This is a genomic window from Candidatus Thioglobus sp. (assembly GCA_028228555.1).
Classification (GTDB): domain Bacteria; phylum Pseudomonadota; class Gammaproteobacteria; order PS1; family Pseudothioglobaceae; genus Thioglobus_A.
Map to the genome: position 1 here is coordinate 156958 of JAOJBP010000002.1, position 23815 is coordinate 180772.

At 37.3% G+C, this 23815-nt stretch carries 24 protein-coding genes; 9 read left to right on the forward strand and 15 right to left on the reverse strand.

Annotation, left to right across the window (positions count from 1 at the left end; translation table 11 throughout):
* Position 1: 1 nt before the first annotated feature.
* Positions 2-265 (forward strand): 2Fe-2S iron-sulfur cluster-binding protein, encoded by a 264-nt coding sequence (locus tag N9Y32_02495; GenBank protein MDB2589880.1) that lies wholly within the window; start codon positions 2-4, stop codon positions 263-265.
* On the opposite strand, the gene mnmH is transcribed toward N9Y32_02495, so the two are convergent.
* From mnmH to N9Y32_02510, 3 genes are read right to left on the reverse strand one after another with little or no spacing between them, the layout of a single operon-like run.
* Positions 254-1354, reverse strand: a complete 1101-nt coding sequence (gene mnmH / locus N9Y32_02500) for a tRNA 2-selenouridine(34) synthase MnmH (protein MDB2589881.1) — start codon at positions 1352-1354, stop codon at positions 254-256. The genes N9Y32_02495 and mnmH overlap by 12 nt on opposite strands.
* Positions 1347-2396, reverse strand: a complete 1050-nt coding sequence (gene selD / locus N9Y32_02505; GenBank protein MDB2589882.1) for a selenide, water dikinase SelD — start codon at positions 2394-2396, stop codon at positions 1347-1349. The genes mnmH and selD overlap by 8 nt, the downstream gene beginning before the upstream one ends.
* 9 nt (positions 2397-2405) lie before the next feature.
* Positions 2406-3056 carry a dUTP diphosphatase gene (locus N9Y32_02510; protein MDB2589883.1) on the reverse strand — a complete coding sequence of 217 codons (651 nt, stop codon included), beginning with the start codon at positions 3054-3056 and terminating at the stop codon, positions 2406-2408.
* 261 nt (positions 3057-3317) lie between these two features.
* On the opposite strand from N9Y32_02510, the gene N9Y32_02515 reads away from it, so the two are divergent.
* Genes N9Y32_02515 through N9Y32_02525 form a run of 3 tightly spaced genes read left to right on the forward strand, consistent with a single transcriptional unit; the run spans position 3318 to position 5594 of the window.
* Positions 3318-3992 carry a LamB/YcsF family protein gene (locus N9Y32_02515; GenBank protein ID MDB2589884.1) on the forward strand — a complete coding sequence of 225 codons (675 nt, stop codon included), beginning with the start codon at positions 3318-3320 and terminating at the stop codon, positions 3990-3992.
* Positions 3985-4668 (forward strand): 5-oxoprolinase subunit PxpB, encoded by a 684-nt coding sequence (gene pxpB / locus N9Y32_02520; protein MDB2589885.1) that lies wholly within the window; start codon positions 3985-3987, stop codon positions 4666-4668. The genes N9Y32_02515 and pxpB overlap by 8 nt, the downstream gene beginning before the upstream one ends.
* Entirely contained in the window at positions 4665-5594 is a 930-nt protein-coding gene (locus N9Y32_02525) for a biotin-dependent carboxyltransferase family protein (protein MDB2589886.1), read from the forward strand. Before pxpB ends, N9Y32_02525 begins: the two co-directional genes overlap by 4 nt.
* Here N9Y32_02525 and rnt read toward each other — a convergent pair.
* Complete coding sequence (gene rnt / locus N9Y32_02530; GenBank protein ID MDB2589887.1) at positions 5549-6154, reverse strand: ribonuclease T; 606 nt, start codon at positions 6152-6154, stop codon at positions 5549-5551. The genes N9Y32_02525 and rnt overlap by 46 nt on opposite strands.
* Positions 6154-6579: a GNAT family N-acetyltransferase gene (locus tag N9Y32_02535; protein ID MDB2589888.1), complete on the reverse strand. Its 426-nt coding sequence runs from the start codon at positions 6577-6579 to the stop codon at positions 6154-6156. The genes rnt and N9Y32_02535 overlap by 1 nt, the downstream gene beginning before the upstream one ends.
* Before the next feature lie 77 nt (positions 6580-6656).
* Between N9Y32_02535 and ilvD the strand changes: the two genes are divergently transcribed.
* On the forward strand, positions 6657-8324 hold the full coding sequence (ilvD, locus tag N9Y32_02540) for a dihydroxy-acid dehydratase (GenBank protein ID MDB2589889.1): 1668 nt from the start codon (positions 6657-6659) through the stop codon (positions 8322-8324).
* A gap of 60 nt (positions 8325-8384) precedes the next feature.
* Here the strand turns inward: ilvD and nhaA are convergent, their stop codons facing one another.
* Genes nhaA through hflK form a run of 6 tightly spaced genes read right to left on the reverse strand, consistent with a single transcriptional unit; the run spans position 8385 to position 16281 of the window.
* Positions 8385-9719: a Na+/H+ antiporter NhaA gene (gene nhaA / locus N9Y32_02545; GenBank protein ID MDB2589890.1), complete on the reverse strand. Its 1335-nt coding sequence runs from the start codon at positions 9717-9719 to the stop codon at positions 8385-8387.
* A gap of 31 nt (positions 9720-9750) precedes the next feature.
* Complete coding sequence (gene rnr / locus N9Y32_02550; GenBank protein MDB2589891.1) at positions 9751-11922, reverse strand: ribonuclease R; 2172 nt, start codon at positions 11920-11922, stop codon at positions 9751-9753.
* A 4-nt stretch (positions 11923-11926) separates the two neighbouring features.
* Positions 11927-13246 (reverse strand): adenylosuccinate synthase, encoded by a 1320-nt coding sequence (locus tag N9Y32_02555; GenBank protein MDB2589892.1) that lies wholly within the window; start codon positions 13244-13246, stop codon positions 11927-11929.
* 37 nt (positions 13247-13283) lie between these two features.
* A complete protein-coding gene (locus N9Y32_02560) occupies positions 13284-14237 on the reverse strand; it encodes an ATP phosphoribosyltransferase regulatory subunit (protein MDB2589893.1) in 954 nt (317 codons plus the stop codon).
* Positions 14238-14245: 8 nt separating this feature from the next.
* Complete coding sequence (gene hflC / locus N9Y32_02565) at positions 14246-15103, reverse strand: protease modulator HflC (GenBank protein MDB2589894.1); 858 nt, start codon at positions 15101-15103, stop codon at positions 14246-14248.
* Positions 15103-16281 (reverse strand): FtsH protease activity modulator HflK, encoded by a 1179-nt coding sequence (hflK, locus tag N9Y32_02570; protein ID MDB2589895.1) that lies wholly within the window; start codon positions 16279-16281, stop codon positions 15103-15105. Before hflK ends, hflC begins: the two co-directional genes overlap by 1 nt.
* 120 nt (positions 16282-16401) lie before the next feature.
* Between hflK and lptD the strand changes: the two genes are divergently transcribed.
* From lptD to rlmB, 3 genes are read left to right on the forward strand one after another with little or no spacing between them, the layout of a single operon-like run.
* Complete coding sequence (gene lptD / locus N9Y32_02575; GenBank protein ID MDB2589896.1) at positions 16402-18591, forward strand: LPS assembly protein LptD; 2190 nt, start codon at positions 16402-16404, stop codon at positions 18589-18591.
* A gap of 1 nt (position 18592) precedes the next feature.
* A complete protein-coding gene (locus N9Y32_02580; protein ID MDB2589897.1) occupies positions 18593-19489 on the forward strand; it encodes a peptidylprolyl isomerase in 897 nt (298 codons plus the stop codon).
* Between the two features lie 11 nt (positions 19490-19500).
* A complete protein-coding gene (gene rlmB, locus N9Y32_02585; protein ID MDB2589898.1) occupies positions 19501-20244 on the forward strand; it encodes a 23S rRNA (guanosine(2251)-2'-O)-methyltransferase RlmB in 744 nt (247 codons plus the stop codon).
* Here the strand turns inward: rlmB and N9Y32_02590 are convergent.
* The 4 genes from N9Y32_02590 to N9Y32_02605 form a co-directional block, all read right to left on the reverse strand.
* Complete coding sequence (locus N9Y32_02590; GenBank protein ID MDB2589899.1) at positions 20241-20555, reverse strand: rhodanese-like domain-containing protein; 315 nt, start codon at positions 20553-20555, stop codon at positions 20241-20243. The two genes, rlmB and N9Y32_02590, sit on opposite strands and share 4 nt — an antisense overlap.
* 2 nt (positions 20556-20557) lie before the next feature.
* Entirely contained in the window at positions 20558-21901 is a 1344-nt protein-coding gene (locus N9Y32_02595) for a VWA-like domain-containing protein (protein ID MDB2589900.1), read from the reverse strand.
* On the reverse strand, positions 21894-22319 hold the full coding sequence (locus N9Y32_02600; protein ID MDB2589901.1) for a hypothetical protein: 426 nt from the start codon (positions 22317-22319) through the stop codon (positions 21894-21896). The genes N9Y32_02595 and N9Y32_02600 overlap by 8 nt, the downstream gene beginning before the upstream one ends.
* Positions 22320-22431: 112 nt before the next feature.
* Complete coding sequence (locus N9Y32_02605) at positions 22432-23472, reverse strand: MoxR family ATPase (GenBank protein ID MDB2589902.1); 1041 nt, start codon at positions 23470-23472, stop codon at positions 22432-22434.
* A gap of 63 nt (positions 23473-23535) precedes the next feature.
* Between N9Y32_02605 and N9Y32_02610 the strand changes: the two genes are divergently transcribed.
* Positions 23536-23814 (forward strand): DUF493 domain-containing protein, encoded by a 279-nt coding sequence (locus tag N9Y32_02610; protein MDB2589903.1) that lies wholly within the window; start codon positions 23536-23538, stop codon positions 23812-23814.
* Position 23815: the final 1 nt, after the last annotated feature.

A 23815-nucleotide genomic window follows, 5' to 3' on the forward strand; every position in this document is an offset into this window, starting at 1 on the left:
TATGTTTAGAATCGATGTTGAGAACATCAACGGCAAAACTGAATCACTTTATGTCTATGGAGAACACTCGATTCTAACGGAGCTTGAAGAGCACAATGTAGTGATTAATCATTCTTGTCGCCAAGGGCATTGCGGCTCTTGTGTGTTATTACTGTTAAAAGGGGATGTTAGGCATCAAGATTGTTTGGTGCCTTTATCCCAAGGTGAAATTTTAGCGTGTCAAGCAAAGCCTATTACCGATATTAAGATTGGCTCAAGAAATTGACAAACTGCGCAAATAATCAAGAATCTCTGAGCTACTGCCTTTAAATATAACACGGTCTAATTTTTTTTGGATTTGATAGTTATACATAGGGTCGTAATAATCAACCAAGAGTGATTCAACAATAGGCAAAAAATCATCAAAAGTATTGCTATTTTGATAGCTTGTTAGTGCAGACTCTACTTGTAATTTCATCACTTTATAGTGCTCAAGCCCTAGTCTTTTTTGAATTTTTTCAAGGCTTGTGAGCCAATATTTAGCAAAATTATCAAAACCATTAGCTTGATCTTGGATTAAGAAGTTTTGATACATATTAATTACATAGGCGTCCATACTAACTTGAATACGCTCATCGGTTGTTGCATCAAGTAATATTAAATCTGCTTGAGATGTTTTGTTTTTTACGCAATCAGGAATATGCACGGTTCCTACATTAGCACCTTCATCTTCAAATACTAAGTGTGAATAATTTTGCTGCTTAATAAGTTTAATGGCCAGCTCATTTTCAAAAGAAATTTGAGTCGGTTGGGCTGTAGTTGTATTGCCGAATGCAGACCCTCTGTGGTTAGCCAGACCTTCTAGATCAACCATTTGTTGAATATGCTCAAGTAGCAAAGTTTTCCCACAGCCAGTTTGTCCACCAATAATGATCGGCGTAACTTGATTCATGACTCGCTCAGTTTCATCAATCAAGTATCGACGTAGCGCCTTGTAACCCCCTTTTAACCGTGGATAATCAATGCCTGACTCTTCATAAATCCATTGTTGAGTAATTTGACTACGTAAGCCACCACGAAAGCAATATAGGGCGCCATTAGGATTTTTCTGGATAAACTCCAGCCAGGCTATAACTTTAGCCTGTTTGTCTTCGCCCTGAACTAATTCATGTCCTAGTTCAATAGCTTTTTCTTGGCCCTTATTCTTATAACAAGTACCAACAAGCTCCCGCTCTTGGTCACTCATGAGTGGCAAGCTTTGCGTATGTGGAAAAGCACCCTGTGTAAATTCAATAGGTGCACGAGTATCAAACATGGGGGTGTTGTTGACTACCAGAGAGTGAAAATCTTCAATCTGAGTCAGCGAATTAGGCATTAATTCTTACAGTCGTTTGGGTGTGTGCAATAATTTCACCAATCGCTTCAAGCTTAAACCCAGCTGCATTCATGGTATTTTGAAATTCCTCTTGCGCTTCGTCATTAACCATAACAAGTAGCCCGCCACTAGTTTGTGGATCACAAATTATTGATTGAACCTGATCACTCATTTGACTTAAATGATGTCCATAGCTGTCGAAGTTTCGCTGAGCGCCACCTGGAGAGCAGCCATTGGCTAAATAATGTTGAATATTTGGTAAAGTTGGTACTTTTTGATAATCGATAATAGCAGATACCTTAGAGCCTTGACAAACTTCAACCAAATGCCCACCTAGGCCAAATCCAGTTACATCAGTAATCGCATTAATACCGTTGATTTTGGATAGTTTGGCGCCGATATCGTTAAGTTCACACATGGTGTCAATGGCTCTAGATTCATCCTCTTTGGTAATTTTCTTTTGTTTTTGCGCCGTGGTTAAAATACCAATACCCAAAGGTTTAGTTAGATAGATTTTGTCACCTACTTGAGCTTTTGAATTTTCCTTAAGGTGTTTGATAGCAACCCTTCCAGTAACAGCCAAGCCAAAAATAGGTTCTGGTGCGTCAATACTATGTCCACCTGCTAAAGAAATACCTGCATCAGCGCAAACACTGCGCCCGCCTTCGATTACTTGACGACCTATTTCAGGTGTAAGCTTGTCGATAGGCCAGCCGAAAATAGCAATGGCCATCAAAGGGGTGCCGCCCATGGCGTAAATATCGCTAATGGCATTGGTTGCAGCGATTCTTCCAAAAGTAAATGGATCATCTACAATTGGCATAAAGAAATCAGTGGTACTAATAATCCCTTCTCCATTGCCTAAATCATAAACAGCTGCATCATCGCGAGAAGCATTACCAACTAAAAGTTTTGGATCATTAAACTCAGTTAATGATGATTCTAAAATTACGTCTAAAACTTTTGGCGATATTTTACAACCACAACCTTGGCCATGACTATATTCAGTAAGCTTTACATTGTTTATATTTGAATCAGACATATTTGTGAATTAAAGTTGAGAGTAAGCTTCTTCTAGTTGTGTGTAGAGTTGTTCTGGTGTTAGCTCAGGGCTTTGTTCCATAATATTAAAAGCAACAACATTATCCTCAACTGCGCCCCACATCTTCACGTAAGAGCCATCCTTATATCCATGATCTTGTCTAAAAGTATTCAACTGATTTTTAACCAAATAGCGTTTATATAATTCTGGCACGTCCATGGCCATATTGCCCAACGCTTGGAAAAACAAAGCAAACAATTGGTATAAAGAATTTTGAGATTTATCAACGTTAGCACTGGCTGATATGGCTACGATTTTTTCAAATATCTCCACCATCTTTTCTGGATCTATGTCGCGCTCAGGCACCATATCATTGTATATTTCAGCAAAACCAGCATCACCATAATGAATTGCTTCGGACATTAAAAAGTGCCAAATATCAACCAATTCAACTTTAGCATTATCAATATCATTTTTTGAGTCAATATCTTTCCAATGCTTCCAATTAAAAGAATCAATTGCTTCAGCAGCTTCCATATAAATACAACGTAACCATGAGATTTGACGCCCTTCTTTAGTAGCGCCTTCAGTCCAAATTTCGCCGTTAGTGGCGTCATTGAGCTTCATCTGTAGTTCGAACATTTGTTTAATGTGGTTCATAGAATTAGTTGAGTTAAATTACAATTTAAATGATTTTACCTAAGCTTAAACCATTTTGTATTTTTGATTAAAATTATAGCCGCTCTAGTTATGATGGCAACGACACCATCAATAAGAGCAAATTCTACCAATATAGCTAATTAATACTGCCATATCTACTTGGCTTATTTTCTTATATATAAGAATGATTTTATCTAAATTAAAACGGTTTAATCTTGAGAATAGAGAGTTTTGATTGCTTTATAATTTGCATCTATGTTGATGATTAATTGCGACTTAGGAGAGTGTTTAACTCCCAACCCTGATACCGATATTATGCCGCTAATTAACATGGCAAATGTTGCTTGTGGCGGTCATGCGGGTGATAACAACAGCATGATAAAAACCATTCAACTTGCCAAAAAATTTGGCGTCAAGATTGGCGCACATCCGAGTTATGCAGATATGACTAACTTTGGTCGGGTGAGTCAAACACTCAGTAGCTCCAGCTTGTTTGATTTAATTTACCAGCAAATTACCACTTTTCAAACGCTGTGCACTGAACATGGTGCTCTTCTTAAATATATCAAGCCACATGGTGCTTTGTATCACGATATAACTCACAACCCTTTGGTTTTAGAAGTGATGTGTGATGTAATTCATAAAATTGATCAAAATCTATCCTTGGTGGTTCTGGCCGGTCATGAGGATTATTTTAAAAATTTCGGAAATAATAAGAATGGCTTATTTTTGCATGAAGTTTATGCCGATCGAGGCTATCAAGGGTTGCAAATGATTCCTAGAGGCAGTAATGGTGCAGTTTTAACCGATCCAAAATCTATTATTGATCAATATTATCAATTTTTAGAGGAAAAATCTTTCAAAATTGATACCATTTGCTTTCATAGTGACAATAAAGCCTCTGTAGATGCCCTAAAACTGCTTAAAAATGCATAAAATCATTCTAGCAGGTGAGAGCTCGATATTAATCTATTTTGACAATAAGATCAATCCTGACCTTCCTAAAAATATCGCAAATTTTGCAAATCAGCTTAAAAAGCAGTTTTCTGAGTCAATCATCAATCTAACCCCCTCTTATACTTCGCTTTTGGTGAATTACGATCTTAACAAAGTAAATTATCAGCAATTTAAAGCTCAAATTAGCGAATTGCTAGATCAATTTAGCATTGAAAAGACTGAGCAAATCTCTAAGGTGATACATATCCCTGTTTATTATGGATTTGAAGTAGCTCTTGATTTAGAAAAATTACTGGCTGAAAAAGAGCTAGCAATAGATGAATTTATCAATATTCATACTTCGCAAACTTACCAAGTTTATGCCATTGGATTTAGTCCAGTATTTGCTTTTTTAGGCCAGGTTGATGAGCAAATTCAAGCACCTCGCCTTGCCACACCAAGAATCATAATTCCAGCAGGTAGCGTGGGCATCGCTGATAGACAAACAGCGGTTTACCCTGTTGATTCATCAGGTGGTTGGAATATTGTTGGTAGATCAATAATTGACTTGTCACTTAACAATCCTAAAAATATAGATAAATTTAAGATAGGTGATGAGGTCAAATTCTATTCAATTAGTCGTGATGAATTTATACGCTATGGTGGACAAGTGTGAGCTTTAAAGTTATCAAGCCAGGGTTTTTAACGACGGTTCAAGATTATGGTCGTTTAAATCATAGCCAACAGGGTTTGGCTCAATCTGGAGTGATGGATGAGCATGCCTATGCTTGGGCAAACTATTTATTGGGTAATCATTATTTTGATGCCGCTTTGGAAATCACCTTTGGCAGCGTTGAATTACAAGCGCTGGATAATATGCTTATTTGCGTTTGTGGTGCTGATCTTGATTTTAAAATTAACCATCAAGCGGTGGATATTTGGAAAAGTATTCAAATCCAACAAGGTGATAGACTTAGCTGGCATCTACCCAAGCATGGAATACGCGCTTATTTAGCAGTTCAAGGTGGGTTTGAAACTCAAAAACTATTTAACTCCAGATCGGTTAATTTACGTGAGCATATTGGTTCGAAAATAACACAAGATGAAGTGCTTGTATGCCAAGCATCAATTGACCTGTTAGATCGTTTTATTGCGCCAAAATATATTCCTAATTATCATCAAGAAGTTGTATTAAGGCTGTTGCCAAGTTATCAATATTCAGAATTTAGTGATGATCAAAAAACGTTATTTTTTAGTCAAACTTATACTATTAGTCATGCAAATGATCGTACCGGATGTAGGCTAAAAGGTGCGCCCATAGCCATCAAAAAAGACAAGATGATCTCTGAAGGTATGAGCTACGGAAGTATAGAAATCGCTAGTGATGGATTGCCAATTATTTTATTGAAAGATGCGCCAACCATTGGCGGATACTTAAAAATTGGCAGCGTGTTTTCATTGGATTTAGCTTTGTTGGCACAACAACAACCAGGCGCAAAAGTAAGATTTGAATTAATGAACATCCATCAAGCACAAAAAAAGCGCTTGGCGTTTAATCAGTTTTTTGGTGTCGGGGAAAATTCAAAATCGTTAAAGATCTGACAAAATAGCTCAGCGGTTTTAACGGTATCATACAAGGCAGAATGCGCTTGAGCATTGTCAAATTCAATACCGGCTTTCGCGATTGCTTTGGCCAGTACGGTTTCTCCAAAAGCAAGTGCTGATAAGCTAACTGTATCAATAGTAGAGAATTTATGAAAGGGATTTTTAAGCTTTGACCTTTCACTTGAAGCATACAAAAAACCTAAATCAAAAAATGCATTGTGCCCTACTAATATCGAACGCGAACAGTCTTGATCTTTCATCTCGGTGCATATCGTTTGAAACATATCACTTAGTGCTAGTTTTTCATCAATAGCACCTCGCAGTGGGTTGCCAACATCAATGCCATTAAATTTCAAAGCTGCTGGCTCAAGATTAGCTCCTTTAAAAGGATGCGTGTGAAAATGATGAGGCTCCTTTGGATATAACTTTCCACTGTCATCAATGCCAATGATCACAGCACAAATTTCCAGCATAGCATCTGTTTGATGATTAAATCCTGCGGTTTCAATATCAATGACAACCGGTAAATACCCGCGAATACGTTCTTTGATTTGCATTAGGCAATATCCTTAAAAAATATAGAAGAGTTACGATCATGGTTGAAATATTTTTGACGCTTCTTAGGTAGATTTGAAATTTTCATTTGGGTAAATTGATGCTTTAAAAACCAATTAGCTTCATACTTTGTTAGAGCGAAAACTTTGTTAAATTTTCGTCTTTTAGCTTCTATTAATATCTTATCTAAGAGTTGCATAGAAAGCCCTAAATTTTGAGAATTTTTAGCAACTGCTAAAGAATAAATTTCACCCATAGAGCCTTCTTGGCAATCTTTTAAACCTGCGCAAGCAACCAGTTGATTATTGTCAAATAGCAAGATGAAATCATTGATATTTTTTTCAATTTCTTCCTTGCTTCTAAGTAGAATTTTCTCTTGATCTACAAAAGGCTTGATTAAAGTCAAAATTTGTTCGGATTTATCCAAAGTACTGTATTAAATCGTTAATAGAAGTGCACTATTTTAATCTAAAATATAATGCTTTATATCAATACAAAGCAATTATGTCTAACTCAAGAAAATATTCCTCTCAAGTTGTTGATGGTTATGAAAGAGCAGCCTCTCGTGCAATGCTTTATCCAGTAGGCTTTAAAAAAGAAGATTTTAGTAAGCCTCAAGTAGGTATTGCCTCAACTTGGTCAATGGTAACCCCTTGTAATATGCATATTAATAAATTAGCAGATGAAGCTGAAAAAGGTATTAATTCTGCTGGTGGTAAAGGTGTTATTTTTAACACGATTACTATTTCTGACGGCATCTCTATGGGTTCAGAAGGTATGAAATACTCTTTAGTATCTCGAGAGGTTATTGCTGATTCAATTGAAACAGTAGTGGGTTGTCAGGGTTTTGATGGCGTGGTTGCAATTGGCGGTTGTGATAAAAATATGCCAGGTTGTATTATTGGTTTAGCTAGGCTTAACCGTCCTGGTATTTTTGTTTATGGCGGTACGATTCAGCCAGGTAAAAATCATACAGATGTGGTGAGTGTTTTTGAGGCGGTTGGCCAATTTGCTAGTAATACAATCAATGCAATTGAACTTGAGAATATTGAAAAAACAGCCATTCCAGGTCCAGGTTCTTGTGGTGGCATGTATACAGCTAATACCATGGCATCTGCTATTGAAGCGCTAGGTATGAGCTTACCAAACTCATCGGCTCAAGATGCCATTTCAGCGGATAAGAATAATGATTGTGTTCGCGCTGGTGAAGCGGTATTAAACTTACTTGAAAAAGACATTAAGCCAAATGATATTATGACTATGAAAGCATTTGAAAACGCAATCACCGTTCTTATTGCTCTGGGTGGATCCACTAATGCTGTACTACATATGATTGCCATGGCTGACGCAGCAGGCGTTAAAGAGCTTAATATTGATGACTTTACTCGTATTGGTAAAAATGTACCGGTATTGGCTGATTTAAAGCCATCAGGTAAATATATGATGAGCGAGCTGATTGAAATTGGCGGCACTCTACCACTAATGAAGATGCTTTTAGATGCTGGATTATTACATGGCGACTGCTTAACAGTAACTGGAAAAACTATGGCTGAAAATCTTAAAGATGTTAAGCCATATGTCGACTCCCAAGATATTATTAGATCACTTGATAATCCGATTAAAAAGGATTCACATCTTCGTATTTTGCGAGGTAATTTGGCCGTAGATGGCGCTGTTGCAAAAATTACAGGTAAAGAAGGATTGCGTTTTAAAGGTGTAGCTAAATGTTATGGTCGAGAAGAAGAAGCGCTTACAGCTATATTAAATGATGAAATTATAGCAGGCGATGTGATTGTTATTCGTTATGAAGGACCTGCAGGTGGTCCTGGTATGCGTGAGATGCTTGCTCCTACTTCTGCCGTTATGGGTAAAGGTTTAGGTGGTAAAGTAGCACTTATTACCGATGGTCGCTTCTCGGGCGGAACTCATGGCTTTGTGGTTGGTCATATCGCCCCAGAAGCCTTTAAAGGTGGAGTATTAGCTGTTGTTGAAGATGGTGATGAAATCTTGATTGATGCTGAAAATAATGTATTAGAGTTACTGGTTGATCAGTCAATTATTGACAAGCGTTTAACTCATTGGGTACAACCTAAACCGAATTATACTAAAGGTGTTTTAGCTAAATTTGCTAAATTAGCTAAATCTGCTTCTGAAGGTGCAGTGACTGACTAATCAGTCAAGAAAAATAAGTATTAAAAAAGGAGGCGCTTGCCTCCTTTTTTTTTGTTGTATTTATACTGGCTTTTTAGCTATGTATTTAAGCCATAAAAATCCAGACAAACCTGCCAATAAAGAAGCAGTTAATATACCAACTTTAGCTTGAAAGATGAACTCAGGTGATCCTAAAAAAGCAAGCTCTGCTATAAAGATAGACATGGTAAAGCCAATACCACCTAAGAGTGCAATGCCAAAAATTTGACTCATGCTACTTTGGTCTGGTAGTTTTGCAATTTTTAGTTTAATGACCAGCCAAGAAACTCCAAATATTCCAAGTATCTTTCCTAGGATAAGACCAAAAATAATTCCCATTGATATGGGCTCAATAATTACATCGCCAATAGAGTTAAAGTCTATTGCAATACCAGCATTGGCTAATGCAAATAAAGGGATAACAATTAACGCAACAGGAAGATGTAGTTTTTGCTCCAGTCTTGTAGCTGGGGAGCGTACCGAATCAATCCTGTGTTGTATATTATCTAGAATGGCTTTTTGATCTTCATTTAGTGTGTGATTTTTACTAACAGGATGTTTGTCATAGTCATCTAATAATTTTTTAGTATCTTTAGATAAATCTAAAGATGTTCGTTTAGGTTTTGAAGGTACCGCTATGGCAGCAATAACACCGGCAATAGTGGCATGTACGCCTGACTCTAGAACAAAAACCCACAAGAAAAGTCCAACAATAAAATAAGGTAATATTGCATGAATACCAAAACGATTTAATATAATTAACATTAAAAAAGTTATGCCAGATAAGCCGAGAGGCAGCATATTAATTTGATCAGTATAGAATATTGCAATCACCAGTACAGCACCTAGATCATCTACAATAGCAAGTGCCACTAAAAAAGTTACTAACGCAGAAGAAACCCTTTTTCCCAAAAGTACTAAAACACTAATCGCAAAAGCAATATCTGTCGCCATAGGTACACCCCATCCGACAGCACTAAGCTCATTTGCATTAATACCTACATAGATCAATGCAGGAAAAACCATGCCGCCAATAGCTGCTAGAATGGGCAAAATCGCAACTTTTACATTTGAAAGCTCTCCGACTAAAATTTCTCTTTTTATCTCTAATCCGATAATAAAGAAGAATACAGCCATTAGTCCATCATTTATCCAATGATGAAGACTATGGGACAACTTCCAAGAGCCAATACTGAAATCAATTTTTGTATGAAAAAAATGTTCATAGTTTTCTGTTAGCGGCGTATTTGCTAGAATTAATGCAAGAACCGTCATAAACATTAAAATTTTGCCCGTAGTGGTTTGGGCATGAATGAAGTGCTCAAAAGGCGTTGATACCTTTTTAAAGGCTTTTTCCCAGGGTGCGTATATTTTCATTTTTATTCTATCTGTTTAAACTTAAAAAAATTTAATCTTCAGCTGGAGCAAATACCATTTGTCTATCGTCTAAGTTAACTGAAACAATTTGGATTTTAATCTTATCACCTAATTGGAACACTTTACCAGTTCGCTCACCTTTTAATTGATGGTGAACATCATCAAAATTGTAATAATCATCTTTCATGTCTCGCATTGCGATCATGCCTTCAACAAAGACATCTGTGAGCTCGATAAAGATACCAAAGCCTGCTACACCTGAAATAACACCATTAAAGGTATCGCCGACTTTATCACGCATATACTCACATTTTAGCCACTGCTCAACATCGCGAGAAGCTTCATCAGCACGTCTTTCTGTAACTGATAAATTTACACCCAGCTCAATCATTTTCTTAGAAGGTTCTTTCTTTTTATTGCCCAGTACTTTGCCAACTACGCGATTCATCAATGATGGCTTTTTCTTTTTAAGAACGCGATTGATAGCGCGATGCACTAGTAAGTCAGGATATCTTCTAATTGGCGATGTAAAGTGAGTGTAATCATCAAATGCCAAACCAAAATGTCCTTCGTTAGCAGGAGTATATACAGCTTGCTTCATGGTTCTTAGTACGACGGTTTTAATAATGTTTTCATCATCTCTACCTTTGGCGTCTTCCAGAACTTTCGCAAAATGTTTAGAATCTGGCTGATCACCACCTTCTAATGTAAGGCCAATAGCAGTTAAGAATTGACGAGTCACCTCTACTTTTTCTGCCGTTGGTTTTGGATGAATTCGGTACAAGAAGTCCTCTTCATTTTCACCTAAGAATTTAGCGGTAGCTTGGTTGGCCATCAACATACATTCTTCAATAAGCTTGTGTGCATCATTTCTTGAGCGGGCAATAATATTGTCAATTTTCCCAGCATCATTAAATAGGATTTGTGATTCTATACGGTCAAAATCCATTACACCACGTTTAGTTCTAGCAGCCTTTAACACTTTATATAAGTCATAAAGATCATTTAAATTTTCTAATACTGGCTCGAATTCTGTTTTTAAAGCTTGATCATCTTCCTCTAAAATTTTACTCACCTTTGTATAGGTTAGTCGTGCATGAGAGAACATGGTTGCAGGGTAGAATTTATAATCAAGTAAATTTCCTGCTTTATCGATGTTCATCTCACAAGTCATACAAAGACGCTCTACACCTGGATTAATTGAACATAGGCCGTTCGATAGAGCCTCAGGTAGCATTGGTACCACGCGACGTGGGAAATAAACTGAATTACCTCTTTCGATTGCATCATCATCTAGTGCTGTGCCTTCTTCTACGTAATGAGAAACATCAGCAATGGCAACAACCAGCCTCCAGCCATTGTTTGTTGATTCTGCAAATACTGCATCATCAAAATCTTTAGAATCTTCACCATCAATAGTAACAAGCTTCATATCGGTAATATCAATACGACCTTTTTTATCTTGCTTAGTTACTTCAGTTGGAATTTTTGCAGTTTGTGCTAATGCTTCTTTTGAGAAATCAACAGGAATACCATTACGGTAAAGCGCTGCATCTGTCTCAACACCTTCATCCATATATGAGCCCAAAATTTGAATAATTCTGCCTTCTGCTAGGGCTTTAAATGTAGGTGACTTAGTGATTTCAACAATAACAATTTGTTCGTTCGTGTTGTCGTCACTGATTTTAGGGATGTTAATATTGTTACGGATACGCTTATCATCAACGACAGCGTGAGCATTACCTTCTTCATCGATATGAAGGCGCGCAACTACAGTTTTAACACTCTCTAGAACTTCAACAATCTTGGCATCGCCACGTTTACTGATTAAGCGGGCTTTAACCTTGTCTCCGTGAAAAACTAGCTGCATTTGTCTTGAATTAAGTCGTAAATCTCTACCGCCCTCTTCAAGCTTTAAAAAGCCAAAGCCTTTAGGATTTGCAACCACTGTACCAATTTTAATACCTTCAGCTGGATCGAAAATTGTAAAATTGCCGTCATTATCACAATTTAGTTGCTCATCACGAACCATGGCCTTAAGGCGATGAGTTAGTGGTTTTTTTTGATCAGAATCGACCTTTAATAAATCAAATAAATCATATTTTGAGATAGGCTTCTTTTTAATAAATTCAAGAATATATTCTCTAGATGGAATGGGGTTATCGTACTTTTCTGATTCTCTTTTTTGATGCGGGTCGCTCATATAATTACTCGTTGAATGGATTATTAAGGATCAGGGTTTCATCGCGATCTGGTCCGGTTGATAAGATATCTACTGGTAAATTGGATAACTCTTCGATCTTGCGAATGTAGTTTTGAGCCTCGATTGGTAGGGAGTCAAATGAATCTGTGCCAATGGTTGAAGTTTTCCAGCCTGGCATTTCAATGTAAGTTGGCTTAGCATCTGCATAGCCTTGTGCATCATAAGGTGGCGTAGTTATTTGTTTGCCATTTAAATCATAGCTAATACAAATTTTAATACTATCTAGTGAATCAAGTACATCTAGTTTAGTTAAGCAAATTCCAGTGACAGCATTAAGCTTAAATGAACGATTTAGGGTAACCATATCTAGCCAACCACAACGACGCTGACGCCCTGTTGTTGCGCCAAATTCATGCCCTATGGTGCCTAAAACTTTACCAATTTCATCACCTTTGTCTGTTGATACATCATAGATTAGCTCTGTTGGGAATGGGCCGCCACCAACACGTGTTGTGTAGGCTTTAACAATACCGCATACGTAATCAATATCTGTTACACCAACACCTGAGCCTGTTACTGCACCACCAGAAGTGGTGTTTGATGAGGTTACAAATGGGTAAGTGCCTTGGTCAATATCTAGAAGTGCACCTTGGGCACCTTCAAATAAGATATTTTCGTTATTTTTAATATGTTGATGAATTTGCTCAGTGACATCAGTAATCATAGGAATCACTACCTTAGCCTGTTCTAGAGCTTCTGCCAAAACTGTATCAAAATCTAATGTTGGTACGTTGTAGTAGTTACTTAAAGCGAAGTTGTGATATTCCATTACCTCTCTAAGTTTATCTGCAAATGCCTCAAGATCTAACAGATCGCCAACTCTCAGTCCACGACGAGCAACCTTATCCTCGTAAGCCGGACCAATGCCGTTACCTGTTGTGCCAATGGCGGCTTTACCGCGTTTAGCTTCACGGGCATTATCAAGAGCAACATGGTAAGGCATAATCAGTGGACAACCTGGTGCAATCTTTAAGCGAGATTTTGCATTAACACCTGCCTCGTCTAATTCACCAAGTTCCTTAATAAGTGCAGACATTGACAAGACGACACCATGAGCAATTAAACATTCAACATGATCACGTAAGATGCCAGAAGGGATTAAATGTAGTACTGTTTTTTTACCATCAATCACTAAAGTATGCCCTGCATTGTGTCCACCTTGGAAGCGAACAACACTAGAGACCTTATCAGTGATCAAGTCTACAATCTTACCTTTACCTTCATCACCCCATTGAGTGCCGATGATTACTACATTTTTTGACATACTAATTCCTAACTGGTTAATTTATTGTTAATAAAACTTAATTTGATTGAGATAAAAACTTCAAGTCAAATGAAAATCCTGTGGCCGCTCTTGACTGCCCAAACGACTCACCAATTCCGTTATAACGCCCGCCTTGTGCTAAAGCCTTAGAGTAGTTTTGGTTATAAGCTGAAAATACAATGCCTGTATGGTACTCATAAGTTTGTAGTTCAGCTAAATCATAACTTGCTTGAATATTTTTACCTTTAAGTGCTCGATCAATTGCCTGTAAATCTTTGATGGCACTGATCGCATTTGGAAAATTGACAAACAAATCCAAGGCTTGATTCAATGCACTATTATCACCCTCTAACTTGATAAGTGCATTAAATAAAGGCGCATTAACAAGAGGATGCTTATTGATAAAAACAGATAGATCTGGTGATGAGCGATGCGCAAAGATGTGACGTAGTTCAGCTGCCTGATCCAAGTCTAGCGATTCATCCGCCATTAAGGCATCGAAAATAGCCACATTTCCTAAGCTAATAACAACCGGATTGATCGATAAAATCTTCAAACTTTCAAGCATTAATTCAATCACTTCAACATCTGCTGAAATTTCGTTAGAGCCATATAATTCTGCACCCGCCTGAATGGGAGAGCGTGAATCATAAAAGTCATCAGCACTGGTTTGTAGGATTGCATTAATGTAACAATATTTTTCAATATTGTTACTGGCACGTCTCGCATCAATACGTGCAATTTGCGGCGTAATATCAGCATGAACACCTAGCATTTTCCCACTAGCTGGATCTAAAAACTTAAATGTTTTTTCATTAACCGAGTCGCTGGTTAAAAGTAACGAATCAATATGCTCCACCATTGGCGGGACCACTAAACCAAAACCTTTTTCAGTATATAGATCTATTAATTGACGACGTAGCATTTCAAAAGTAAGCGCCTGATTACCGCTTAATTCATCAATACCCTCAGGTAACTGCCAAGATTTCATATAAGTGCTTATTTAGCCTTCGGGTTAAAGTGACGGAAGAACTCAGTATTTGGGTTTAACACCAAAATGTCATTCTGACCAGAAAACGATTTCTTATAAGATTCTAATGAACGATAGAATGAATAAAAATCAGCATTCTGGCTGTATGCTTGAGCATAGTTTGATGCCGAGATTGCATCGCCTTCACCGCGTATGATTTCTGAATCACGATAAGCGTCAGCTAAAATAATGGTTCTCTTTTTGTCAGCTGCCGCCTGAATAATTTCCGCTTCTTCAGCACCTTTAGATCTAAATTCTTTCGCAACACGATTTCGCTCTGCTTGCATTCGACGATAAACTGAATTGGAAACCTCTTGAGATAAATCAATACGCTTAATACGAACATCAATAATTTCAATACCAAAATCGCCAATATCTTTCTTAGCAAGCTTTGCAATGCTAGTCATGATTTCGCTACGTTCGCCTGAAACAACATCAGCAATAGTACGTTTTGAGAATTCACTTTTAAGGCCGGTTTTGATAATTTGCGCTAAACGATTATTAGTTCGCGCTAAGTTGCCACCTGTCGACTTATAGAACTTCTCAGCGTCGATAATACGCCATTTAACATATGAATCAACGATAACGTTTTTCTTTTCACCTGTTAAGAAGCGCTCAGATGGCGCATCAAGTGTTTGGACGCGATTATCAAATTTGACTACATTATTGACAAACGGTGTTTTAAACTTAAGCCCTGGCTCTTTTTCAACACTAACAATTTCACCTAAACGAAGCTTGATGGCAGTTTCAGTTTCACTAACCGTATATACTGCTGTACTCAGTATAAAAAATACTGCAGCAATGATAATTAATCCTAATTTTTGCATTATCTTACTCCTCTATTACGGAAAATATTATTAGAACCAGTTGGCGCTTCTACCTGTTCTTGAGTTGCTTGAGATGTAGGCTGGATGTTAGTTCGCTTATTATTGATTAGCTTATCAATAGGCAAATACATCATTGAATTTGCTTTTGAGTCAACCACAACTTTACTGGTTGAAGCAAGGACACTTTCCATGGTTTCAAGATAAAGTCGTTCTTTAGTAACTGAAGGTGCTTTTTCATACTCGGCTAAAATTTGCTTAAATCTAGACGCTTCACCTTCTGACTTTGAGGTTACTTCAGATTTATAAGCTTTAGATTCTTCAAGTAGACGTGCAGCAAGGCCTCGAGATTTTGGCAAAATATCATTGGCATATGTTTGAGCTTCATTAATCAAACGCTGTTTATCTTCTCGAGCTTTAACAGCATCAGAAAAGGCCGCTTGAACTTGCTCAGGTGGCTGAGCATCTTGCATGTTTACTGTAGTAATTTGTAAACCTGTCTGATATAAGTCTAACAATTCTTGAGATTTGTCTTTAATGTCGTCGGCAATACTAACTCGACCTTCAGTTAAGATGTAATCCATGGTGTTTTGACCAACTACTTGACGAATAGCACTTTCAGATACTTGACGCAATGTTGTATCTGGAGAAGCAACATTAAATAGATACGCTTGTACATCGTTAATTTTGTATTGAACCGCAAACTTAGCATCAATCATGTTTTCATCTTTGGTCAACATGAGTGATTCTGAAGAAACATTGCCGCCAAAGTTGCGACTTCCTTGAACGGCATTACGATAGCCTATTTCAGCGGTTCTAATTTGAGCTACATTGACTCTACTTACAGATTCAATAGGAAATGGTAGGTGCCAATGAGGACCTTGGGATGTTTCTTCTTGGAAGGCACCAAAGCGTAATACAACCCCTTTTTCAGCAGGATCGATAATATAGATTCCTGATAGCATCCAAACAAGAACACCAATGATGACAACAAATTTCAGGCTACCTTGCGGTGCTTTTGGTACATCTGATGAACTGGTTGAATTACCAGCGCCAAATAGGCTGTTAAATTTGTCTTTAAATTCTTTAATTACACCATCTAAATCAGGAGGCGTCTGGTTGTTGTCGCCCCAAGGTTTTTGATTATTATTATCGTTCCAAGCCATTATAAGTACTTCCATTATTGTTAAAACCTCAGTTATTTTACCCAAATAAATGCACGCTCATGAAGCTAATATATTGAGGATATTGCTATTTAGTTGGTGTTAAAATAATTGGATTATAAAAATATAACTATCATCATGAAAAAGTTCCTTGCTCTTTGCTCGTTTGCTTTACTTTCTAGTTTGGCCAATGCACAGGGATACATTTTAAATTGTGAAGAGAATCGCTTGCTTTTTCCAAAGCAAACCTTATCAAACGATGAAAATTTGGACGTAGTTGCTGATCGTAGCGAAGTTACTAAAAGTGATACTTATCTTTTGTCTGGAAATGTTTCTCTTAATTCTAGTGCTTATTATTTAAGTGCAGATGAAATTAAGATTAAAAAATCAGATAAAACCTCTACAGCTAAAGGCAATGTTCAATTTCAAAATGATGAGCTGATGTTAATAGGCAATAGTGCCATTGTTAAAAAACAGGCAGACATAACTCACACCACTCTAAGTCAAGCTCAATTTCATTATCCAGATACCAAGATAAATGGACAAGCTCAACAAATAGTTAATGATGGTACTAAGCAAGTATTTGATGATGCTAGTTATTCTTTATGCCCGCTTGGTAATACTGACTGGCAAATGAAAGCAGATCAAATTACACTTAACTCAAAAACTAACCGCGGCGTTGCCAATGATGTAGTGGTTGAATTTTTAGGTGTTCCTGTGTTTTACACACCTTATCATGAATGGGTATTAGAAGGACGTGGTTCAGGCTTTTTAGCACCTGCATTTGGTAGTTATAGTGAATCAGTTGCCAATGAAAGTAATAACTATCAAGTTCGAATCCCTTATTACTTTAATATCGCCCCAGATCGTGACTTTTTGTTAACTCTTAATCAACTCTCAAGTCGCGGAAGCGTTGTTGAGGGTAAGTATCGACAATTAATTGCCAGTAATAAATATTTAGACAAAGGCCGCTTTGAGATTGAAGCGCATTATCTTAATGAAGATGATATTACCAAGAATAAGCGCTGGTTGCTAAATTCAACCATTGATTTATCGATTAATGAAAAAACTAAGTTTAGTCTAGCGACTAATCGTGTTTCTGATAAAGATTACTTTAAGGAAATATCTCATAGTGACACTTCTAGTCGCGCATTACATTCGCATCTTGATCTAAACTATAAAGATGATAATCAAAATCTAAATATTGCCCTGTTTGCAGAAAATGAGCAATTAGTTAATGCTGGAGTTGCTACTTATACTCGTGCGACAGAATTTTCAATTTCAAAAGCATTCGAAGGGATGGATAATAGGAAGCTGGACTTATCTTTGGTGAGTGCCAAGTTTAAACACAAAACCTCAGCTATTACAGGGGTGCGTACTCATGCACAAGCAAACTTTTCTCGCCCTATCTCTACAAATGCGTATTCTTTAACGCCAAAATTAAATCTTTTAAATACTGAATATACGATGGACAATAGTGCAGATGAGTCTCGCTCTATTTATAGCTTTGGACTTGATTCAAAGTTTTTTCTAGAAAGGGAGCTGGATTTATTTGGAACAAACATGATCCAAACATTGACACCAAGACTGGCTTATAACTTCACACCTAAAAAAGATCAAAGTGCATTACCAAGTTTCGATTCTGCTGATAAAAATGATTCTTATGAAGGGTTATTTTCAGGACAAAAGTTTACTGGTCTTGATAGAATCAGCAACGCCAACAACTTCACCTTAGGTCTTGAGTCTGATTTTATTGATGAAGAGACAGGTGACACTTATCTAAGTCTAAAAGCTGCGCAAACTCGCCACCTTGATGACACGGATATGAATAGTTCAGGTGTTTTAATTAGTAGAAGAAAATATTCTGATATTGCCTTATCAGCAGATTTAAGCCTTGACAATTTTACCTTTAATAACACGTTGCAATACGATCCAGAAACTAACAAAATTGACAAGCGTGACAGTTCAGTAAGTTACATTCTTGATCCTAGAAAATTCCTAACTTTGGCGCATCATGATAATGCTGGAGTAAAAACTGCTGAACTTTATGGTGCTTATCCAATTACCTCAAATGTGCATGTATTTGCAGGTCTTAATCGATCGATCACTGACTCGATTACCAATAAAGAAACCACAGGTGTGGCTTATGAATCTTGTTGCTGGGCACTACGTTTAGCGCACTTTAAAAAGCATGTTAGTGGCAATGACTATGATTACGTAACTAACTTTGAATTAGTACTTAAAGGACTTGCTACCATCTCACCTGGCTTATCCAAACGTCTTGAGGATGAGGTGCCAAACTACCTAGCTAACTTGGATGATTTATAAAATGAGTAAATTTCTTTTATTGTTGTTAGTTATTTCGCTTAATTCAGCTGCCACACCTAATAGTATTATTGCTATTGTTAATGATCATTTAATTACCCGTGATACTATTAATGCTAAAACAGATGCTCAGAAGTCTAAAGAAGCTAAATTAAAAGCTGTTAATCAGCAAGTTGATATACTCTTGCAAATGGATAAAGTTAAGGAATTGGGTGTTAAACCTAAGCCAGTTGCCATTAACAATATGCTTAAGCGAGTTGCCATGCAAAACAAATTAACCCTTGAGCAGTTGCAAAAAAGACCTGAATTTGGGGAAATTATGGCAAGCATTCAGCAGCAGCTATCCCTAAATGGCCTTAAAGAGTTTATCAGTAGCAAAGCTCAATTATCCATCAGCCAGGCTGAAATTGATCAGACTTTAAAAGATAATCCAGCAACTAGTGATGATATTGAGACTCAAATTCGTATTGCTCAAATTGCTATTAGCTCTATTGATAAAACTGACTCATTATTACAATCTCAAGATGATTTAATTCAGGCTCTATTAGTTGATTTATCCATCCAGATCAAACAAGGAAAATCTTTTTCTGGTTTGGCAAAACTATACTCGCAAGACGAGTCTTACAAAAATGGCGGTGAATCTGATTGGATTATTCAAAAGCGTCTACCTAAGGACTTTATTAAGGCAATAAAATCGCTAAAAGTTCAAGAGCTATCTGCTCCTTTTAAAGCTGGTAATGGCTGGAGATTGGTAAAAATTATTGAAAAGCGTCAGGTTGATAATCATTTAAAGACAATCAAGGCTGCGCTAATTCGTCAAAAGAAAAATCAGTACTTTAGCGACTGGACTAAAAAACTTAGAAAAGATGCTTATATTGAAATATTTGATCATAAACTCTAACCCACCCTCTCATGTCTAAAACAATCGTTATTTTTGGCTTTCACGCCATTCAGGCTCAGCTTGATTCTGCACCAGAAGGTTTTGTAAAAGTATTGACACTCGATAACCGCAACGATAAGCGCGTTAATCAGATTACAACTCAACTTAATCAACTTGATATTAATACAGTCAAATCCAGCAAGCAACAACTGGATAAACTTACTAAAAATCAAACACATCAAGGGATAGCTGCTGAAATTTTATTGCCTACCCTGCCTAATCAAAATGAGTTGATTAGCTTTGTGTCTCGACTGGATAAAACGCCTTTAATTTTGATCTTAGATTCCATTCAAGATCCTAGAAATCTAGGTGCTTGCCTGCGCAGTGCAAATGCTGCTGGGGTTGATTGTGTGGTTATTAACAAAGATGGCTCCGCACCTATTAATGCTTTGGTACATAAAACTGCAGCAGGTGCATTAAATCAATTAAAAATTTTTCAAGTAACGAATCTTGCCAGAACTATTAAAGCATTGCAGCAAGAAAATATCTGGGTGGTTGGCTTAGATGGCTCTACTGAGACATCTATTTACCAAATTGATTTAACCACCCCTAGTGCGCTTATTATGGGTGCTGAAGGTACAGGACTTAGAAATCTTACCAAGCAATCTTGCGATCAGTTGGCGTTAATTCCAATGCAGGGTAATGTGGAAAGTCTTAATGTGTCGGTCGCAACAGGTATTAGCTTGTTTGAAGCTAGCAGGCAGCGTTTAGGTTAATACTGCGTCATTGAGCTATCAATGCTCTTAGCCCAAGCGTCAAGTCCACCTTTGAGATTAATAATCTGATTAAATCCAATGGATTCAAAATAGCGAGCCACTTGCATGGATCGAATACCGTGATGGCAAATAATCACCATTTCTGCTGATTTATCTAAACTATCAATATTGGCCATAATTTGACCCATTGGTAGTAGCCGTGCATTATCCAAATGGCATTTATCCCATTCCCACTGCTCTCTAACATCAAGCAATAAAGGTTGATTGGTTTCTAGATATTTTTCTAATTTTTCAGGCGTTAAATCAAGCATAATTAATTGAGTTGAATTCTTGACCCCCAAGGGATTGGCTCTTTACCTTTAACCAGCCACATCACTGGATAATTTGGCTCAAACTCTGGAAACTTACCTTTGGCATCTGTGAAATAAATAAGCACGCTAGAGGTAGAATCTTGCTGATCTAGGTAATCAAACACTGGATTAAAATTAGTACCCTTTCCACCACCTAGAGAAGCGGGGAATGTTAGCTCATCCCAGGCTTCAAAGCGCCAAATTAAATTTGGACTTACCTTTTCGTCACAAGCAATCAGTGTAATTGAAGCGCGCATATTACTTTTAATGGCATTAATCTCTGATACAAATTCATCAATCTCATTTTGAGAAATAGACCCAGAAGTATCAATTGCGACAGTTATGTCAATTTGGCTAGATCTTAATGAAGGTAAGATAGCATTACCACTTCTTCTAGAAGGTCTAGCATAGGAGAAATCATCTCGAGCAAGACTAGACATATACTGCGCTAAAAGAGATTGCCAAGATAATTGAGGTTGCAAGAAAAAATCAATAAGTTTGGCAAATTCACCATCAAGCTTGCCAGCTTGTTGAGCCAACTGTGCGCTTGAGGCAAGATTTTTTTGCCATTTACTACTCAGCTCTTGCATTTCATCAGGCGATAATGGTGCGGGTTTATCAGCTAAAGTCTCCGAGTTTGCTTGACCTGGTGAAGGTTTATTCTTTGGACTCTTGCCTTCGTTGTTATCTTTTTCACCCTCCAAGCTATCTTCTCTCATTCCACCATCAGATTCGTCGGCATCGTCTTTTGGATCGTCATCATACAAATGCTGGTCCATAGGCTCGGTATCAATACTATCGTCAATCATCGGATAAATCTCTTCAGCAATCATACTTTCATATTTGCTAAAAATTGGAACATCCAATGGAGGGCGAAAACCTTCCTTAACCAGCAGTGGATTAATAGCAAAATCACAAGCCAGATCCCACTTGTGTTTATCACGATTACCCCGTCTTGCGAAGTGCGTGAGCGCGCAATGAAGCGCTTCGTGAATTAAAACGAATTTAGTCTGATGGTTGTTTAATTTATCAATAAAACTAGGGTTGTAATAAAAACTTTTCGCATCAGTGGCACTGGTTTTACACCAAGATCCTGCTGCTTTAAGCGGTAATCTTAAGACTAAATTACCTAAAAAAGGCTTATCTAAAATAAGCTGAGTACGCGCCTTAGTAAGCTTAGCTTCCACCAATTCTAGATCAACATCATCAACATTATTTTCAAAAATAACATCTTCACCAATCACCGAAACTTTAGGCTCAGGCTTTAGATCCTTACTTTTCCAATAGGGGTATTCTGAATCACTCATAGATAGAAGCTGATGCGTGCTTGGCACTCGAATTAAGAATTTTTCTTCGTTGTGATGGGGAAAGCAAGTCAATATTTGGAAATAGCCCCCTATTTTCCAATCTAGCATGTGATTTCAATAATTTGCCAAATTTTTCTAAAAATTCTGGCTTATTGGTCAACTTACTCGCTATTTTGTATAATTGTTGATTTTCTATGGCTAAATCAGTCAATTTCTCTCTTAAAAAGGCAAAAATAATCAATTTTTTAGCATTAAATTGCTCATAAAATTCCATTTCTAAATTTTCCGATATTTTTTTATAAAGTATTTTAATTTCAGTCTTATATTTTGTTTTAACCGCATTGATGCAATTATTGGCTAATGATAACGCGCTATACTGCTCTCGCGTTAAGATAAGTAATTCGCTAGCGACTGTCATTATCCAAATTGCCCATCAAAACATGAATGGAATAGATAAAAACCAAGCCTTAATTTCAATAGCGGCTTAGTCGAATATTTTTGGTTTATATTTAAATTAATCACGGATACTTTTAGTCAAACATTGTTTCTGCTATTTTCCCCGCCCAATCTGCAAATTCAGGTATAGCAAAAATATCGCCGCCAATGGCTCTTTGCATGTCAGAAACAAGCATAACGCCCAACTCTTTTTGTGGAAAATCACGCGCAAAATTAAGAATATTACCCCAAATTTTTTGTGCGTCATCTGTTTCTTTTGCCGCTATCGCTCGTCCTGCTAATGCTGCACAAATAGCGTATTGAAGATCTAGCTCTGTTGGGATGTTTACTTGTTCGCCTCTAATAATAGCATCTAAATCTGGTAAATCAGCCATGTGCTCAACAAAAGTAGTAATTTCAACGCCCGCTACTTCTCCAACGCAGGCGCTGGCAGCTTGCCTAAATAAAACTAAATCATTGTCAAATTTTTTCAATGCACGATGTACAAACTCCCAAGTTCTTGGCGAAGGGAAAGCAACTGGATTGTGTGCTGGATCAAATTCAAATAAATGCTCAGGGCGATAACGTAAAAAGCCAATAATACGTTCATCAATTTTATTTTTATAAGCCCATGTAGCCCAATCATCTAGATTAACGGCAAGTTCATAATGAGAAAAACGATTAGCCAAAGGTGCGGGCATTGAGTAAGTAACGCCTCGATCACCTTGTCGATTGCCGGCTGCAAAAATAACCCAGCCATCTGGGACGATGTAATCACCCAAGCGTCTGTCTAAAATAAGCTGATAAGCAGCAGCAGAAACTGTTGGTGGCGCTGAAGTTATCTCATCAAGAAACAAAATACCTTGTTTGCCATGGCGTTTTTCATCGGGTAATAATGATGGAATTGACCAATCAACTAGTTTTCCATTTTTAAAAGGGATGCCTCGAAGATCACTTGGCTCCATTTGCGATAAGCGAATATCGATAATCTCGACATCATGCGCCTGTGCAACTTGGGAGATGATTTGTGACTTACCAATACCTGGCGCACCCCACAACATAACCGGCGTATGATGACCGTCAAATACGGATTCAAACTCTTGTGTAAGGATTTTACTAACTTGCTCTGGACGCATAATAACTTGAAAAAGTGAAAATTGGCCATATTCTACCGTAATAGAAGATAAAATCCCCTGATTATGACTACTACTAATATTATTCCTGAAGAGTTATGGAATTTTCCTTGCGAATACTCGGTTAAAGTGTTTGGAAAAACTTGTCTCGAATTACACACAACTGTTTGCACGATTGTGGAGCGCCACACTGACAAAATTCATCCTGATAACGTAACCAAAAAACAAAGCTCAAAAGGTGGTTATGTTTCAATTACTTTAAAAATCATTGCTACTAGTAGAGCACAACTAGATGCTATCAATCAAGATTTACAAGATTGTGAATTGGTCGCCTACGTTTTATAGG

What these genes read in the sequence shown, in the direction of transcription:
- N9Y32_02580 (MDB2589897.1), top strand. Translation starts at nt 18,593, where the DNA reads ATGAGTAAATTTCTTTTATTGTTGTTAGTTATTTCGCTTAATTCAGCT.
- ilvD (MDB2589889.1), top strand. Translation starts at nt 6,657, where the DNA reads ATGTCTAACTCAAGAAAATATTCCTCTCAAGTTGTTGATGGTTATGAA.
- rnr (MDB2589891.1), bottom strand. Translation starts at nt 11,922, where the DNA reads ATGAGCGACCCGCATCAAAAAAGAGAATCAGAAAAGTACGATAACCCC.
- N9Y32_02590 (MDB2589899.1), bottom strand. Translation starts at nt 20,555, where the DNA reads ATGCTTGATTTAACGCCTGAAAAATTAGAAAAATATCTAGAAACCAAT.
- N9Y32_02515 (MDB2589884.1), top strand. Translation starts at nt 3,318, where the DNA reads ATGATTAATTGCGACTTAGGAGAGTGTTTAACTCCCAACCCTGATACC.
- selD (MDB2589882.1), bottom strand. Translation starts at nt 2,396, where the DNA reads ATGTCTGATTCAAATATAAACAATGTAAAGCTTACTGAATATAGTCAT.
- nhaA (MDB2589890.1), bottom strand. Translation starts at nt 9,719, where the DNA reads ATGAAAATATACGCACCCTGGGAAAAAGCCTTTAAAAAGGTATCAACG.
- hflK (MDB2589895.1), bottom strand. Translation starts at nt 16,281, where the DNA reads ATGGAAGTACTTATAATGGCTTGGAACGATAATAATAATCAAAAACCT.
- N9Y32_02510 (MDB2589883.1), bottom strand. Translation starts at nt 3,056, where the DNA reads ATGAACCACATTAAACAAATGTTCGAACTACAGATGAAGCTCAATGAC.
- N9Y32_02600 (MDB2589901.1), bottom strand. Translation starts at nt 22,319, where the DNA reads ATGACAGTCGCTAGCGAATTACTTATCTTAACGCGAGAGCAGTATAGC.
- N9Y32_02555 (MDB2589892.1), bottom strand. Translation starts at nt 13,246, where the DNA reads ATGTCAAAAAATGTAGTAATCATCGGCACTCAATGGGGTGATGAAGGT.
- rlmB (MDB2589898.1), top strand. Translation starts at nt 19,501, where the DNA reads ATGTCTAAAACAATCGTTATTTTTGGCTTTCACGCCATTCAGGCTCAG.
- hflC (MDB2589894.1), bottom strand. Translation starts at nt 15,103, where the DNA reads ATGCAAAAATTAGGATTAATTATCATTGCTGCAGTATTTTTTATACTG.
- N9Y32_02605 (MDB2589902.1), bottom strand. Translation starts at nt 23,472, where the DNA reads ATGCGTCCAGAGCAAGTTAGTAAAATCCTTACACAAGAGTTTGAATCC.
- N9Y32_02595 (MDB2589900.1), bottom strand. Translation starts at nt 21,901, where the DNA reads ATGAGTGATTCAGAATACCCCTATTGGAAAAGTAAGGATCTAAAGCCT.
- N9Y32_02560 (MDB2589893.1), bottom strand. Translation starts at nt 14,237, where the DNA reads ATGAAATCTTGGCAGTTACCTGAGGGTATTGATGAATTAAGCGGTAAT.
- N9Y32_02495 (MDB2589880.1), top strand. Translation starts at nt 2, where the DNA reads ATGTTTAGAATCGATGTTGAGAACATCAACGGCAAAACTGAATCACTT.
- pxpB (MDB2589885.1), top strand. Translation starts at nt 3,985, where the DNA reads ATGCATAAAATCATTCTAGCAGGTGAGAGCTCGATATTAATCTATTTT.
- mnmH (MDB2589881.1), bottom strand. Translation starts at nt 1,354, where the DNA reads ATGCCTAATTCGCTGACTCAGATTGAAGATTTTCACTCTCTGGTAGTC.
- N9Y32_02610 (MDB2589903.1), top strand. Translation starts at nt 23,536, where the DNA reads ATGACTACTACTAATATTATTCCTGAAGAGTTATGGAATTTTCCTTGC.
- rnt (MDB2589887.1), bottom strand. Translation starts at nt 6,154, where the DNA reads ATGCAAATCAAAGAACGTATTCGCGGGTATTTACCGGTTGTCATTGAT.
- lptD (MDB2589896.1), top strand. Translation starts at nt 16,402, where the DNA reads ATGAAAAAGTTCCTTGCTCTTTGCTCGTTTGCTTTACTTTCTAGTTTG.